Here is an 18529-nt window from a genome sequence, read left to right as displayed (position 1 = left end):
GGGGATCATCTTATCATTTGGAGGTTTCTCATTTTGATTGAAGTATATATTGATGGTGCATCAAAAGGAAATCCTGGTCCTTCTGGTGCAGGTGTGTTTATTAAAGGGGTTCAACCCGCTGTACAATTATCATTGCCCCTTGGGACAATGTCCAATCATGAAGCAGAATACCACGCTTTACTTGCGGCATTAAAATATTGCATGGAGCATAATTATAACATTGTCTCTTTTCGTACAGATTCGCAACTTGTGGAGAGGGCTGTCGAAAAAGAATACGCAAAAAATAAAATGTTTGCACCACTATTAGAGGAAGCATTGCAGTACATAAAAAGTTTCGATCTCTTTTTTATTAAGTGGATTCCAAGTAGTCAAAATAAAGTTGCTGATGAGTTAGCTAGAAAAGCTATCTTACAAAATTAACGGGGGTATGAGTGTGAAAAAAGATTGGATTGCTCCTCTTGCTTTATTATTTGTGTCTTTTATTTGGGGAGCTACGTTTGTTGTCGTTCAAAATGCTATGTCTTTCGTTGGACCATTTACTTTTAATGGTATACGTTTTTTATTCGCTGGAATTATTTTATTATTCGTTCAAATGATTTTCTCAAAAAAAACTTCAAAACAAGATATAAAACAGAGTAGTCTCGCTGGATTAACCGTTGGATTCTTTTTATGCGTTGGCTATGTATTACAAACATTCGGCTTACTTTATACAACTTCTTCAAAAGCAGGTTTCTTAACAGGGCTTAGTATCGTTATGGTACCAATTCTTTCTTTTATCTTTTTAAAACAAAAAGCTACCATTTTTATCGTAATTGGCATTGCTGTAGCAACAGCAGGTTTATACTTATTAACAGCTGGTGATTCTTTTCAATTAAACATTGGAGATATACTCGTTCTCGGTTGTGCAGTTGCTTTCGCTGCTCATATTCTTGTTAACGGATTCTTCTCTAAAAAAATATCACCTTTATTGTTAAGCACATCGCAAGTATTAGCTGTCGGTATGTTTTCTTCTATTTGCGCCTTTTTGTTTGAAGATTGGGAAAAATTATTTTCAGTAGCACTATGGACGAATTCTTCCTTTTTATTTGCTCTATTTCTAACTTCCTTGTTCGCGACATCCATTGCTTTTTTCATTCAAACATCAGCACAAAAACATACGTCTCCAACGAGAGTAGCAATTATTTTCGCAATGGAGCCCGTTTTCGCTGCCTTAACAGGCGTTCTCGTTGCAAACGAACAACTTTCTATTTCCGCTATTATCGGATGCCTCTGTATTTTCCTAGGCATGGTTTTTGTTGAATTACCTTCTAAAACAAAAAAAGAAGCGCAGGCTGCGTGAAGTTACGCTTGTAACTTCCGCATAAAAGCCTTCGCGCTTTTTTTATCTGTAATCTCTTCTTCTTTCAATCGTTCTAATAACGCAACAAAATAACTGCCATCAAACTGCAATTGATGCTTAATTGTCGCTTCTATTGCTGCGTTTACAATGCCATCAGATGCACCAGTATATCCTTGTCCGAACATAATAAATCCTTGTGCTTCCTCTGATAATTTAAATCCTTTCGTATGTAAGAATGAAAGATAATCTTCTACTGTTTGCATGTTATTCCCACCTACTCAAAAATTCTCCACTTCCTATCATACATGTTTTTATAAGCTATGAGAATGAAATTTCTTTGACAACTTTGTAAATCAATCGTCTACTTCGTTTATAAATGGAGGATTTCTTTACAATATGAAGGAATATGTACAGTGGAACTTATTTCATATTAAAGGGGAGACATGATGAAACAAGCACTATTAATTATCGATGCTCAGCAAGAATTAATGGATGGAAATGAACAAGAAAGTGAAGTTTTTCATAAAACCGAATTATTATCTACATTAAATACAGCCGTGCAAAAAGCAATAGATTCAAATGCCCTTATTGTTTTCGTAAGAGATATTGATGTTGCTTCTGGTAGTGGCGTAGGCTTTGAAGTACATAATCAAATTCAAGTACCTCAGTCTGCAATCCTTATTAATAAAGCAGCAACAAACGCATTCTACAGCACTTCTTTACTTGAATTTTTAAAAGAAGAAAAGATTAACCATATTGTTATCGGCGGATGTAAAACAGAGCATTGTATTGATACTGCTGTGAGGACAGCAACTGTACAAGGCTTTGATGTTACATTAATTAAAAACGGTCATTCCACAACTGATTCTGACGTATTGACTGCAGAACAAATTATCTCTCACCATAATAAAATTCTCCATGGTCATTATAATGTTGATCATTTTTCTATGGTGAGAGATATCGAGGAAGACCTCTTTCAGCCAACTCACGATCAATATCGTGATTAACGAAAAAGAATCCTTCGTCCAGAAGGATTCTTTTTCATCCAAAAATTTGTGCTGCAATGCTATATAACTCATTATTCCTTTTTAATAATTGACCGCTATTTTTCATCATAATTGGTGGTGTATTAACCTTTTTGAAACCGGTAATCTCTAATACTTTCATGAAACCTTTCTTTCCTTCTAGTACATCAATTCTTAATTTATCATTATGCCCTTTTGCTAAATCATGTACAATTCTCATTGCCATCTCATCATTTTTAGCAACAACCGGCCCTATTATTTTATTTTCTGGTGTTTGTATACTTATACCGTATCCTATTACATTTTCTTTTATATCCTTTACAACAACACACTGATCACTTTGCATAATTCTTTTCTTTAAAAACTGTTTTCTATTTGTTCCAAACGCATATTCATCTATTTTTATTATTTTTTCTAAATCACCCTCTTTATAATTCATCATATAATCTTCATTTCTTACACAATAATCATTCGCATCGTACGAGTTACATATGTATTTAGAAACATAACTTACTGCCCTAAATCCTAATTTTTCATATAAAGGTTTCCCTTCATCCGTAGCAATCAGCATAATGGGAGTATGAGCTGATACGCTCTTAATGCATGAATTCGTTATCGCTTTTCCAATCCCTCTCCCCTTATAATCTGGATGTACAATCACCATTCCGATAGACGCTAATTTCTCTCCATATAATATTATTGCCGCGCTAGCAATTAGTTCCTTTCTCTCATTCCAAACACCGTATACAATCCCTGCGTTAAAAATAGTCTCAATTTCTTCTCTGTTATAATCCCACTCAATATAAGAAGATAATGATACAATATCGCCTATTTGTTCTTCCCTAAGACGCTCCACTCTTATTTTCAATCCAGTCATTCTCCATCCCCTTATTTAGACATTTAAATCATTATTACTAAATCAACTTGTACATGTTACCCTTTATTTGTCACACACATATCCTATTTTGACCAAGACTATATTGTAAATGAGGTGACAACATGCCCATTACGAATCGATTTTCTACCACCACTAACGGCGCACTCGCTATTACAGGAAATACTTTAGGCTTAAGTAAAATTAGTAATCAAAACCGTGCTGGTACAATCGGGGCAATTGGTGCATTCGCAACTACGAATACCGCTTTACAAGTACCTACTTTTCCTGCTGGTACAACGTTAAACTATACACAAAATAGTTCTACCGCTATTTTAAATATCCCTGCTGGTAGTACAATTCTTTACGCGGAACTCGTTTGGGGTGGAAACTATTTATCTCGTGATCAAAACATTACGAGTGTATTAGGAAACCCGGTTTCTTTTACAACACCTGTTTCAACATACTCGATTACTCCTTCAGCTGTTACAGCTTCAAATCAAACTTTCGTTTCAAATTCTATTACATTTGGCTTTTACACTCGTTCAGCAGACGTAACCACTCTTATTCAAGCTGGAGGTTCTGGTTCCTATACTACAGGAGCTGTCCCTGGACTTGTAGATCCTATAGATGCTTCTAATGGAACAATTAATTCAGCTGGATGGACGCTTATCGTCGCTTATCAGAACGGGACATTACCCGCAAGAAACTTAACGATTTATGTAGCAGGCAACCGTGTTTCTGCAGAAACTGGTAGTGCCGATGTATCTGTCTCAGGATTTTTAACACCTTCAGGAGGCCCTGTAAGCGGGAGATTATTTTTAAGTTCTACCGAAGGAGATGCTGATTTAACGGGGGATCAAGCTTTATTTGGACCCAATTTCAGTTCATTAAATGCATTATCTGGGCCAAATAATGCTGTAAATAATTTTTTTGGTTCTCAGGTCAATAATGCTGCTGGAAACTTAGATACAACTGGGACATTTGGAACGCGAAATCAAAGTGCCTCTACAGGTACAAACATCTCAGCCGGGAGACAGGGCTGGGACATTACTTCTATTGATATTTCTCCTTATTTAACAAATTCCCAAGTGTCCGCCGCCATCCGTTTAACTACTAACGGAGACGCGTATATGTTAAATACAGTCGGTTTACAAATCAACATAAATTCACCTAACATACAAGCAACGAAAAGCGTAAACAAAAGTGTCGCTGCAATTGGAGATGTCGTCACTTATACCGTTACGATTCCTAATACAGGGCTTCTTCCCGCCAATAACGTTATTTTTATAGATAATCTTCCTACCGGTACTTCCTTTATACCTGGCACTGTAACGGTAGATAACGTACCACAAACAAATGCTAATCCGGCTGCTGGTATATCTCTTGGAACAATTAATAACAGTGCTTCTCGTACAGTAACTTTCCAAGCGACTGTCGTTTCACTTCCAAATCCAAATCCGATTTCTAACACTGCTAATATTACATTTCAATATACACCAATTGCTGGAGGAACAACCTTTAACGGTCTTGCTACAAGCAACTCTGCTGGAACACAAATTAACCTCGCAGATATTAATGGAACAAAATCAGTTAACAAACTTTTTACCGATATTGGCGAAACGCTAACTTACAGTATCGCTTTAGCTAATATAGGAAATATCGCCGCAACGAACGTTATATATACGGATCCGATTCCTAGCGGAACTACTTTCATTCCAGGGAGTGTAACTGTTAATGGTGTTACTCAGGCAGGAGCAAATCCCGCTACTGGTATATCAATTGGATCTATTGCTGCTAATTCTACGACTACTGTTGCATTTCAAGTATTTGTTCCTTCTATTCCCCAAACAAATCCAATATTAAATAGTGGTACAACAACATACCAATACATTCCTGTTCCAAATCAACCGGCAGTAAGTGGGACTGATACAACGAATATTGTCTCCACTCAAGTGAATAACGCTACTGTCACTATGGCAAAAGCAGTAGATAAAAATTTCGCTGATATTGGTGATACACTAACGTACACCGTTTCCTTTACAAGTACAGGTAATACAAATGCGAACAACATTATTTTTACAGACGCTATTCCTACTGGAACGACTTTTGTCCTTAACAGTTTAACAATAGATGGCACAACACAAGTGGGAGCAAATCCCGCTAACGGCGTGAACATTGGATCGATCCCAACTGGTACAACAAAAAACGTTTCATTTCAAGTAGTAGTAAATACAATACCCGCGTCAAATGTCGTATCTAATGGATCAAACGCTTCTTATCAATACATCGTCAACCCTAGCCAATCACCCGTTACAAAAAATATTTCTTCTAATCTCGTTTCCACTCAAATTAATAATGCGAATGTAACATTAACAAAATCAACAAATAAACAATTTGCTACAATTGGCGAAACAATCAGTTATACAATTCTTATTACAAACAGTGGAAATACAGCTGCAACTAACGTGCAATTAACAGATCCACTTCCAAATGGAACAATTTTAACTCCTGGTACTGTAACACTAAACGGCATTTTGCAAAATGTAGATTCTCTCGTTGCTTTACCTATCGGTACAATTCCTGGCGGAGCTACTTTTACACTTTCTTTCCAAGTAACTGTCATCAATATTACCGCCCAAAATCCTATCATTAATAATGCTTTCGTTTCTTATTTATACACTGTAAATCCTAGTCTGCCACCAACTTCAAAAACAGCAAATTCTAATTCTGTTACATCAACAATTAGACTAGCAAACCTTCAAGCTACTAAATCTGTAGATAAAACGTTTGCGGAAGTTGGAGATGTATTAACTTACACCTTCGCTCTTACAAACAATGGGAATGTTACAGCAAACAATGTAGTACTATCCGATTCAATAGCGAACGGGACTTCCTTTGTACCGAACAGTGTTATCGTTAACGGTGTTACTCAGCCGGGCGCAACACCAGCTAGCATCAATATTGGTAGCATCAATGCTAATACTACGATTACAGCTTCATTCCAAGTATTAATCACTAGCATTCCAAACCCAAACCCTATTTCAAATAGTGCCTCCATCTCTTATAACTTTATTGTTGATCCAAACGCTTCGCCTGTAAGTAAGAACACTACTTCAACTACTACATTTACGCAAGTAAACGATGCAAATGTCATTTCAGCCAAAACAGTAGATAAAGGGTTCGCTACTGTAGGAGATGTATTAACTTATACCGTCGTTTTAACGAATGCAGGAAGTGTTTCTGCTGATAGCCCTACTTTCGTAGATACGAATCCAGACGGTACTACCTTTATCCAAAACACTTTCCTTATTAATGGTGTACTCCAAAATAACGCCGATCCAAATGTCGGTGTTCCGTTACCTTCCATTCCTGCGAACGGCTCACTTACCGTCTCTTATCAAGTAACTGTCACCTCTTTACCAACACAAAATCCAACAATAAATTCATCTAGTACACAGTATAGTTTTATTTTAAATCCGGGCGATCCACCAACTATAGAAACATCTTTAAGTAATACTGTAAGTACACAAATTAATGTAGCAAATGTAGTTATTGTCAAACAGGTAGATTTAACTATTGCTGATGTTGGGCAACCAATCACATATACCATTGCCCTAGCTAACCCAGGAAATACTACTGCAAATAATGTTGTTGTTACTGATATACTACCTCCTGGTACGACTCTCGTACCAAATAGTATTTTTATAGGTGGTGCTTTACAGCTAGGTGCGGATCCAAGTGTTGGCCTTCAAGTTGGTACGATTCCAGCAGGCGGAATTACAACAATTGTTTTCCAAATTAGTGCAACCAGTTTACCTTCACCAAATCCAGTTCAAAACAGCGCCGCACTTCAATATAGCTTTATTGCCGATCCAAATTTACCTGCTGTTGTGAGAAATGCTACTAGTAATATAGTAACGACACAAATTAATACTGCTAATATTGTCGCTACGAAACTAACAAGTACAAATTTCGCTGATGTTGGTAATGTCATAACTTATGCAACGATTTTAACGAATAACGGCAATATCCCTGCCTCTAATGTAACGTTTACAGATATCATTCCAGCTGGTACCATCTTCCTTCCTAACACTGTAACGATTAACGGCGTCCCTATAGCTAATGCAAACCCGGCTAATGGCATTTTAATTGGTACGATAGGAGCGAATTCATCACGTACTGTTTCATTTCAAGTTTCTGTACCAACTATTCCTAGTCCAAATCCGATTACGAATCAATCGAGCACTACATTCCAATACACGTACGATGCATCCAAACCAGTTGTAACGCAGATGTTGGCCTCTAACACCGTACAGACAACTATTAATAATGCTACGATTGCCGCTGTGAAATCGGCAGATAAACAGTTTGCTAACGTAAATGATATTATTACGTACACGACTACTTTAACGAATAACGGGAACACACTTGCAACAAATGTAATTTTTACAGATGTAATTCCAAACGGAACATCATTTATCCCTAATAGTGTAACAGTAAATGGAAATACACTCCCTAATACAAATCCAGCAAGTGGAATTGCAATTGATCCAATAAACCCTAATACAAGTGCAACAATCTCATTTCAAATAATAGTAAATTCCATTCCTAATCCAAATCCAATCCCGAACCAAAGCAATACAGCGTACCAATATGTCATAGATCCTAACTTACCTCCAGCATCCGCTAATGCGTTAAGTAACGTAATAACAACTCAAATTAATAACGCTACAATCGTCGCTACGAAGTCAGTAAATACACCGACAGCTGCAATTGGGGATATCGTTACTTATACGATTGCAGTTACGAACACAGGAAATATTACTGCTAGTGCTACAGTTTTAACAGATGGACTCGGCGCAGGCGCTTCATTTGTCCAAAACTCTGTAACTATCAATAATATTCCGCAGCCGGGGTTAGATCCATCACTTGGTATTCACTTAGCAGATATTCCCCCAGGAGATACTGTATTCATTACTTTTCAAGCACAAATTTTAGCGATACCACCTAGTGGCACATTAACAAATAATGCTCTTGTAAATTATGAATATACCGTAAATCCAAACCAATCACCTGCTGTTAATAGTACAATTACAAATACAACGGTTACTCCAATTATTGATGCTACATTAGTTTTAAATAAAAATGCGAGTACAACTTTCGCTACAATTGGTGATACGATTACATTCACTTCATCTGTTACAAACACAGGAAATACTACTGCGAACAACATTGTGTTTACAGATACAATTCCAAATGGTACTGCCTTTGTCCCAAATAGCTTTAAGATAAATGGTGTAACCGTCCCGAATGCAAATCCACAAAACGGTATCAATATTGGTAACTTGAATGCAAATGCATCGATTACACTCAGTTTTCAAGTAAACATTACAACACTACCCAACCCTAATCCAATTCCTAACAAATCATCGCTTCAATATAGCTTTATTGTTGATATAAATGAGCCGCCTGTTTCACGAACAGTTCAATCCAATAAAACCTTTACACAAGTAAATACAGCTTCCGTTATCGCAACAAAAACTGCAAGCAGCGCATTTGCTGCTGTTGGAGATATAATTACGTATACAACTACCCTCACTAATAGCGGAAATACTACCGCAAACACACCTGTTTTTATCGATATATTACCACCCGAACTTTCATTCGTTCCTGATAGTGTACAAATTAACTCCATCCCACAACTTGGATTTAGACCAGATAGCGGAATCTCTTTAGACGCAATTCCAGTTGGAGGAACGATAACAATTAGCTTTCAAGCTATTGTTGGCTCAATACCAGCTACAAATCCAACATTGAACCAATCTAGCACAACATACTCTATCATTGTTGATCCTACCCAGCCGCCGGTGACAGAAACAGCTACAAGTAATCCAACTTTAGTTCAAATTAACGAAGCGATTATTCAAGCAACGAAAAGTGTGGATCGACTATTTTCTGACATCGCACCTGGAAATTCATTTTTAACGTATACTGTTTTATTAGAAAATATAGGGAACACAACTGCTACGAATATCATTTTTACAGATCCGATTCCAAATAATACAATATTTATAGAAGATAGCGTTCGAGTAGGTGGGGTTTTATTTCCTGGAGTAAGTCCAGCGAACGGGATACCAATTGGAGATATTATTGCAGGAGATTTTATAAATGTTACCTTCCGTGTGCAAGTAGTTAGCATCCCAAATCCTATTTTTACAATCGGACCTGGAGGACCAAACTCACCAGTTGTAAACGGTGCTTCTATTGATTATCAATTTATGACAGGACCTAATTTACCACTTGTTTCACGAAATACGACATCTAATTCTGTTTCGACACAAATAAATTCTGGGGAAATTGTGGCAATCAAATCTGTAGATAAAACTTTCGCAACGATTGGCGATACAATTTCTTATACAATTACATTAAGCAACCCTGGAAATGTCACTTCACAAAATATAATTTTCACGGATACTTTACCTGATGGAACGGCATTCATATCTGGCACTCTTACAAACGATTCTGGTACACAGCAAATCGGAAATCCATCTAACGGGATTCAGATTGGAAATATAAACCCAAATGGAACGGCCGTGATTACTCTTAATGTACTTGTTACAAACATTCCAAGTATAAATCCAATTTCTAATTTTAGTTCTGTACAATTTGCACATGTGGTTGATCCTAGCCAACCTGCCGTAACACAAACGAATGTATCTAATTCTGTTTCGACAACAATTAATAGTGCAATATTAACGACCCAAAAAAGCGTTGATAAATCTATCATTTCTGTTGGAGATACGATTACGTATACAACAACTATTACAAATACAGGAAATACGACTGCAACGAATATAACGTTCACGAGCGCAATTCCAGCTAACACTACCTTTATAACAAACTCAGTCAAAATAAATGGGGTTCAGCAATCTGGTGCGCAACCAGCACTTGGAGTAACTATACCAAATATCGCGCCTGGTGAAACAGTAACCGTTACTTTCCAAGCAACTGTTCTTTCTGTTCCCCCTTCAAGTTCAATTATGGGTAGTGACACAATTTTATATTCTTATACTGTCGATCCAAACGGAACTCCTATTACAACTTCTACTTCAACGAATATCGTTACAAACCCGGTACTAGATGCTATGATAACGATGGTGAAATCTATAGATCAAACACTTGTAACACTAGGTGATACCATTACCTATACGACACTTTTGACAAATATCGGTAATACAAACGCTACGAATATTACTTTCACTGATCTTATACCAAATGGTACAACGTTTATTACTGATAGTGTTACAATAGGTGGCATTACACAAATCGGGCTCAATCCTAATACCGGCATAACAATTGGATCAATTGCTCCTAACAGCTCAATATCTATAGTATTTCAAGTTACCGCTACTTCTACACCAGCCCAAAATCCTATTGCCAATTCCGCTACTGCTTCTTACACATTTATCGCTGATCCAAATGCACCAGTTGTTTCAAGAAATGTTACTTCAAACACAACATTTACTACAATTAATACAGCTACCATTCTTTCATCTAAACAAGTTGATAAAGCATTTAGCCACATCGGAGATACACTCACTTATACTGTCACTTTAACAAACAATGGAAATTCATCTGCACAAAATGTTATTTTCACAGATACTATGCCGAGCGGAACTACATTTATTGCAAACACATTTTCCATTAATGGAGTTTCTCAAAGTGGTGCGAATCCAGTAAACGGTGTAAATATTGGACCGATAACAGCGGGGGCTACAGTAAATGTTTCCTTCCAAGTAAACGTGATCTCATTACCAACCGAAAACCCAATGGTAAATTTCTCATCAACATCTTATCAATTAATCTCACCGCCTGATACAGAAACTTCAATTAGCAATCCTGTTTCAACGCAAATTAAAGAAGCCATATTATCTATGACGAAGAATGAAAGTGCATCCTTTGCAGATATCGGGCAAACTGCCTTTTATACTACTTCTATTTCCAATATAGGAAATACGGATGCAACTAATATAGTATTCACAGATGTATTACCAAGTGGACTCACATTTGTTCCTAACACATTAACCGTCGATGGCGTTTTACAACCTAACGCGAATCCAAATACAGGTGTATTACTTGCAGCACTTCCACCAAATGAAATATATAGTATCGTCTTTCAAGTTACAGTTAGCAGCATTCCACCTATTAATCCAGCACCGAATACAGCATCAACGACATATGAGTTTACTGTTGATCCTGTTAACCCTCCAGTGTCGAGTTCAGCTACTTCCAACACTACGCTTCTTCAAATAAATAATGCAAATATTATAAGTACAAAAACGGCAGATCTTACCTTTGCGGATGTTAGTAATACAATAACATTTACACTTAACCTCCCTAATACCGGGAATGTGGCTGCAACTGATGTTACCGTCATCGATATACTTGATAGCAATTTAAGTTTCGTTCCAAATAGTTTCACAGTTAATGGGCAAACCATTCCAAATGCTGATTTATCTACTGGTGTAAATATCGGTTCCATTAATGGTGGTAATACGGCAATTGTCACATTCCAAGCAACTGTTACTACACTTCCTACACTTAATCCTATTTCTAATTCTGCTTCTATCACATATCATTATGTCGTTGACCCTAGCCAGCCATCTATTACAACTTCTAATCAATCTAATACAACAACCACACAAATTAATAGCGCTATCCTTACTGCACAAAAAAATTCAAATGTATCTACGGTTGACATTGGGCAAGATATTGTCTACTCCGTTACAATTACAAATAGCGGAAATGTTAGTGCAACAAATGTTATTTTTACCGATCTTATTCCAGATGGAACTTCATTTGAACCGAATAGTTTTACACTTAACGGAACTAGCATCCCAACTGCAGATATCGTTACAGGGGTTCCAATTGGTGATATCGCGCCAAACCAATCTGTCATTGTGGCATTTAATATTATCGCAGATGAAATCCCGCCTATAAATCCAATTACCAATCAAGCTAGCGTTAACTTTCAACATATCGTTAATCCGGCTAATCCACCAGTTTCAAAAAATATTACTTCTACTACTGTTTCAACAAAAATCGAAAGTGCAATTTTAAACACGATTAAAATCGGAGATAAAGCTTTTGCAACGATTGGTGATACGATTACGTATACAACTACGATTACGAATACAGGAAATATTCCAGCTAACAACGTTGTTTTCTCAGACCCTTTACCTTCATGGACACAATTTGTTACAGGATCAGTTGTTGTTGACGGTACTTCATTACCATCCGCTTCTATCATTGATGGTGTTAGCATAAATACAGTCAATCCAGATCAAACTGTAACAATCATATTCCAAGTTCAAATTGTAAGCAATCCGACAACATTCACTCCTGAACTCCAAAACTTAGGATTTGTGAACTTCCAATATAACGTAGGCAATGCATTACAGGCTCAGCCTGGCAACGTGGAAACGAACGTCTTCGTTACTTCTATTCATTCAGCAATACTTTCAGCTGTAAAAACTGCTAGTACAGCCTTTGCAAATATTGGCGACACAATCACTTATACCGTTTTAATTCAAAATAGCGGCAATACAAATGCTACGAATGTAAATTTCTCAGACCTCATTCCAGCAGGAACGACCTTTGTTGAAAATAGTTTTACTGTAAATGGAAATACCATTCCAGGTGCCAATCCAAATAGTGGAGTTACTATCGGGACCGTTAGCGCGGGTAGTTCCTTAACTGTTACTTTCCAAGTCATAGTTACATCTACCCCACCTTCAAATCCAATTACAAACGTTGCATCTATTCAATATGCATTCATCGTTGATCCGGCGGCTCCTCCTGTTACCGGCACAATAACTTCTAATAGCGCTTCAACACAAATTAATAACGCGACTGTTACAACTATTTTAGAGGCAAATCGAACAATCGTATCTACCTTAGATATCATTACGTATACAGCAACATTAACGAATACTGGGAACTTCCCTGCAAACTCTGTATTACTCATTAACGGTGTTCCTGAAGGGGCATTATTTGTTCCAAATAGTGTCACGCTTAACGGGATTTCACTTCCAGATGCAAGTCCAACTCTCGGTATTCCAGTTGGTATTATCGCACCAGGTGATTCTGCTACGATTACGTTCCAATTTCTTGCAAACTCTATTCCACCGCAAGGAGCAATTATAAATCAAGCACTTACAAGTTACACGTATATTGTCGATCCGAGTCAACCTCCAGTTACAGCAACCTCCTCATCTAATACGGTTAGTACAGCTGTCGTTGATGCATCGCTGTCTGTAATTAAAAATACAGATTCTCTCGTACAATCTACTAACGGTACAATCACTTACACTGTAGTCGTTCAAAATAACGGGAATACAACTGCAAATACAGTTACTTTAACAGATTTGGTCCCAGAAGGAACTGCATTTATTCCGAATAGCGTAACCATTAATGGCGTTTCAGCTCCAGGTGCCGATCCAAACGTAGGGATACCATTAAACTCCATAGCGCCTTCAGACATTATCACCATAACATTCCAAGTGATCGTTCAATCCATTCCAAGCGTGAATCCAATTTCTAATATAGCCCGTATTGCCTATACTTTTATCGCCGATCCAACCGCTCCTATCATCTCTCGAACAATAACGTCTAATCCAGCAGTCACACAAATTTCGGATGCGAATGTTCTTTCATTAAAAGCAGTCAATGCACAACAAGCAACAACAGGTGATATTTTGACCTATACGATAACACTAGAAAATACCGGAAATATTCCAGCTACTAATCTTTTATTTTCAGATACGATTCCAGAAGGGACTACATTCGTAGAAAATAGTTTTACACTTAACGGAACAGCTATACTTGGTGCAAATCCAAATGCAGGTGTTACTTTGCCTAACCTAGCAGCAAACGCTACTCACCTTATTTCGTTCCAAATTCTTATTAACGATCCATTCTCGCAACAATCGATTACAAATCAATCCAATACAACATATACAATTCAACCAGATCCAGGGCAACCGCCTATTACGGAAACATCTACTAGTAATATCGTCATTACAAATTTCGTGCAAGCACAATTAACAATTACAAAAACATCCAATCCAACAACTGTAGATATTGGTGGAACGATACTTTATATTTCTGAAGTGAAAAACATCGGCAATGTTGACGCAATAAATATTATTTTTACAGATTCGATTCCAGCTGGGACTACATTCGTTCCCGACAGTGTCACAATTAACGGTGTACTTCAGCCTGATACAAATCCAGAAAACGGAATATCAATTGGAACGATCCCATCAAATAGTTCCAAAACAATACTATTTCAAGTACAAACAAACAATCCACCTACTGAAACCGAAATTGTAAATCAATCTTCAGCAACGTACCAATATGTAAGCATTCCTACAGCTCCCCCAGTGAATCGCTCTGCAACTTCTAATATCGTTACAACATCACTTCAAAATGCAAATATTATTTCTGTTAAGCAGGCAGATGTTACTTTCGTATCCATCGGGCAAAATATTACCTACACAAATACACTACAAAATATAGGAACTGTTCCGGCTAACAATACATTGTTCATTGACAATATTCCAGAAGGTACTATATTCATTGAAGATAGCTTATCAATAAATAATGTCATTCAGCCTGGTGCGAACCCTGAAAATGGAATAACTCTTGGCACGATACAACCAGATGAAACAGTCACTATTTCATTCCAAGTACAACTTACAAGTATACCTCCTGGCAATACAGTCATTAACATTTCAGACACTTCGTATGAATACCAAATTGAGCCTAGTTCTCCAATTATTCAGCGTAGATCGTTATCAAATGCAGTAACTACTGAAGTCCGTACAGCCAATGTTAGTGCACTTAAATCTGCTAACAGATCTATTACACGCATAGGTCAAATCATCACATATACAGTCGCCGTTACAAACGCTGGTACAGTACCTATTACAAATACTCTCCTAATTGACGCAATTTCTGCTGGCACCACATTCATTCCAAATAGCATTCTTGTAGATGGTATACCAAGACCTAACGAGAATCCAATTACCGGAATCACCCTTAATATTCTCCTCCCAAACAATACAATTATCGTTACATTCCAAGTAAATGTAGTCTCTATACCTCCTCAAAATAACATTAATAATATCGCCGTCATCCACTATGAGTATCAGCCGGACCCAAGCTTACCACCAATTTCAGAAACGACATCTTCCAATACTACAAATATACAATTTATTGATGCTATTCTTATCGCTACAAAATCTGCTAATACAATATTAGCTAATATTGATGAAACTATTGAATATACAGTACTCATTCAAAATAACGGATCCACTACAACTAACTCCATCTTTTTTACAGATACGATAGAAGATGGAGCAGTCTTTATTCCAGGAAGTGTAATAGTTAACAACACGGTACTTCCTGCAGCAGATCCAAATATCGGTTTTTCTATTCCTAATATTGCGTCAAGTCAAGCGACTACAATAACGTTCCAAGTTTCCGTTACGAATTTACCTGCTATAAACCCAACACCTAATACTGCAAACATCGTCTACGACTTTATTTTCAACCCTGATTTTGCACCAATTCAAAAATCGACTAATTCCAACACTACTTTCGTTCAAATTAATGATGCTGATATCGTTTCACTTAAAACTGTTGATTTGACTTCTGTAACAATTGGTGACATTTTAACTTATACAACAACTTTAACGAATACAGGGAATACAGATGCCACTGCTGTTGTATTTACAGACAATATTCCTGGTGGAACTACCTTTATTGACGGTAGCGTTTTAGTAAATAACATTCCGCAGCTTAACGCCAATCCAAGTACCGGTATACTTGTAGGAACGATTGCTCCTAACATTTCTATCCCAGTCACATTTTCTGTTACCGTCATAGCGCTTCCAGCTAGCGGCCATGTTCAAAATCAATCAACTTCTCGTTATACGATAAATGGAGAAGAACAAATATCGACTAGTAATATTACCTTCACTGAAGTTATTACTGCTACTGTAGTCGTAACAAAAACAACGCCTATCCAATACGCTGACCTACAAACGATTATCCCTTACACAATTTCCATCACAAACAATGGGAATATACAAGTAGAAAACATTATCGTGACAGATATCATCCCAGCAAATACGAACTTTATAGAGAACAGTGTTATTGTGAATGGCGACGCTCGTCCAAATGACAATCCACTTAGCGGGATACAAATTGAGAACATTCCGCCTAATACAACAGCAACTATTCTATTCCAAGTACGAGTTACTTCGATTCCACAAACAAATCCAATCTCTAACACGAGTACAATTGAATTTCAATACACGTTACCAGATCGACCACCTATTACCGAAACTATTATTTCATCAGCTGCCGTAACAGAAATTAATCACGCGACTTTAAATAGTAATAAAGCTGTTGACCTTGCATTTGCAACTGTCGGTGATACGTTAACGTATACGATTACACTCAATCAAACTGGTAATGTTGCAGTAAATGATGTAATCATTCAAGATATGATTCCTCAAGGTACCACATTTATAGAAAATAGCGTTATTGTAAACGGAGAAACTCTTCCGGGAGTTAATCCAGTAAGTGGCATACCAATTGGTACTATAATTGTAGATGGAGACGCTATCGCTTCATTCCAAGTAACTGTGACTTCTATTCCAATACAAAACGAACTCAACAACCAAGCAATCACTACTTTTAACTATATAGTCAACCCAAATAACGTACCTGTTACAAATACGACTACAACAAATACTGTTACAACAACCGTACAAAATGATAATGTCATTGCGATTAAAGCTGTTGATTTCACGAGTGCCTTACCTGGTCAAACTTTAACGTATACCATTACGATTACTAATAATGGTAACATCACTATTGAGGACCTTCTTCTAGTAGACATAGCGCCAGTAGATACGACATTTGTTATTGGTAGTGTTACGATTAACGGAATCAATCAACCTAATGCGAATCCTGAAAATGGTATTACGTTAGGAAATTTTGCTCCAAATGAATCTGTTATTATTACATTCCAAGTGACAATATCTTCTTCTACTCTCCAATCTACAATCAATAACGATGCTACTATTTCTTATACGCCTATTGTCGGTCCAATCGAACCTCCTATTACGATTACAAGGCAAATAAATACCGTTACAAAGCAAACAAATACTGTTACAACAATAATAGTTGATCCAATGGTTAGTATTGAAAAAACAGCCGATAAATCTATCGTGGCGACAGGGGACATCATAACTTTCACGTTAGAGGTGATAAATCATTCACCAATTCCTACAATCAGTACTTCCGTCCTAGATATAATTCCAGCCGGTACAACATTTATAGAAAACAGCGTATCAATTAACGGTACTCAAGTTCCAAATATCCGTCCAGACACTGGTATGAATATCGGCTCTTTACCTGCAGATGGAGTAGCAACGATAACATTTAAAGTTCTCGTCACTTCTATTCCTTCAAACAGTACAATTATAAATTCTGCATCAGTTACAGCCGCTTTCCAATTGACACCACAGGCTCCGATTATTACTTTCGTTGTTAATTCAAATATTGTTCGTATACCAGTTCAATTTGTAACTGCGACAGTCACGAAAAACGCTTCCGTCAGCTCAGCTTATTTCAATCAATATTTTGATTACACGGTGCGTATTACAAATACTTCTGAAATTTCACTCTTAAATATTTCGTTACAGGATACTATTCCAGTAGGTTTACAGTTTATGAACGGCACTGTCTCCATTAACGGAGAACGCTCTCCACTAGCGAATCCGAATATTGGTTTCCTAGTCGCTACTAATTTGGAGCCAAACGAAACAATTATTGTGTTATTCACAGTACAAGTAATAAGTCCACCTGTTACTAATGAATTTAAAAATACAGCTAATATTTCGTTACAACTTCAAGTCTCGCCTACCGATCCACCAATTACAGTAACTGTTTTAAGTAACGAAAACATTGTCACCTTTGTTCCAGAAAATCCGGATGAAACACTTCCAAATTTCAATTGCTTCTTTGACGGTGAACACTTCATACGGATCACTCCTCGAAATGTAAGAAATCACCTTTGGACTTGGATTTGGTGGGATTAATTAAAACAAAAAAGAGATTGTAATTTGGTTTCAACCAAATTACAATCTCTTTTTCATTACTTTTATCGTGCTACCCAATAACTCGTCCAAGCATTGACAACCAATCATCATC

6 protein-coding genes are annotated in these 18529 nt (G+C 37.0%); 4 read left to right on the top strand and 2 right to left on the bottom strand.

Features of this window, described 5'->3' with window-relative positions:
* The first annotated feature begins 33 nt into the window (after window positions 1–33).
* Window positions 34–420 carry a reverse transcriptase-like protein gene (locus tag PQF83_RS02765; protein ID WP_000573871.1) on the top strand — a complete coding sequence of 129 codons (387 nt, stop codon included), beginning with the start codon at window positions 34–36 and terminating at the stop codon, window positions 418–420.
* Window positions 421–433: 13 nt separating this feature from the next.
* Entirely contained in the window at window positions 434–1339 is a 906-nt protein-coding gene (locus tag PQF83_RS02760; RefSeq protein WP_000711157.1) for a DMT family transporter, read from the top strand.
* 2 nt (window positions 1340–1341) lie between these two features.
* On the opposite strand, the gene PQF83_RS02755 is transcribed toward PQF83_RS02760, so the two are convergent.
* Window positions 1342–1602, bottom strand: coding sequence for a DUF6123 family protein (locus tag PQF83_RS02755; protein ID WP_001195212.1), 261 nt, complete (start codon window positions 1600–1602; stop codon window positions 1342–1344).
* A gap of 183 nt (window positions 1603–1785) precedes the next feature.
* On the opposite strand from PQF83_RS02755, the gene PQF83_RS02750 reads away from it, so the two are divergent.
* Window positions 1786–2346: an isochorismatase family protein gene (locus tag PQF83_RS02750; RefSeq protein WP_000806348.1), complete on the top strand. Its 561-nt coding sequence runs from the start codon at window positions 1786–1788 to the stop codon at window positions 2344–2346.
* A 34-nt stretch (window positions 2347–2380) separates the two neighbouring features.
* Here PQF83_RS02750 and PQF83_RS02745 read toward each other — a convergent pair whose 3' ends face one another.
* Window positions 2381–3241, bottom strand: a complete 861-nt coding sequence (locus PQF83_RS02745) for a GNAT family N-acetyltransferase (RefSeq protein WP_000147214.1) — start codon at window positions 3239–3241, stop codon at window positions 2381–2383.
* Window positions 3242–3363: 122 nt separating this feature from the next.
* Between PQF83_RS02745 and PQF83_RS02740 the strand changes: the two genes are divergently transcribed.
* Window positions 3364–18417, top strand: a complete 15054-nt coding sequence (locus PQF83_RS02740) for a beta strand repeat-containing protein (protein ID WP_001123077.1) — start codon at window positions 3364–3366, stop codon at window positions 18415–18417.
* Window positions 18418–18529 lie beyond the last annotated feature (112 nt).

Origin of the sequence: Bacillus sp. FF-1, from assembly GCF_028548245.1 — a bacterium.
GTDB classification, from domain to species: Bacteria; Bacillota; Bacilli; order Bacillales; family Bacillaceae_G; genus Bacillus_A; species Bacillus_A paranthracis.
The sequence above is the reverse complement of the archived record's forward strand: the minus strand, read 5'-3'. Positions and strand labels throughout refer to the sequence as shown.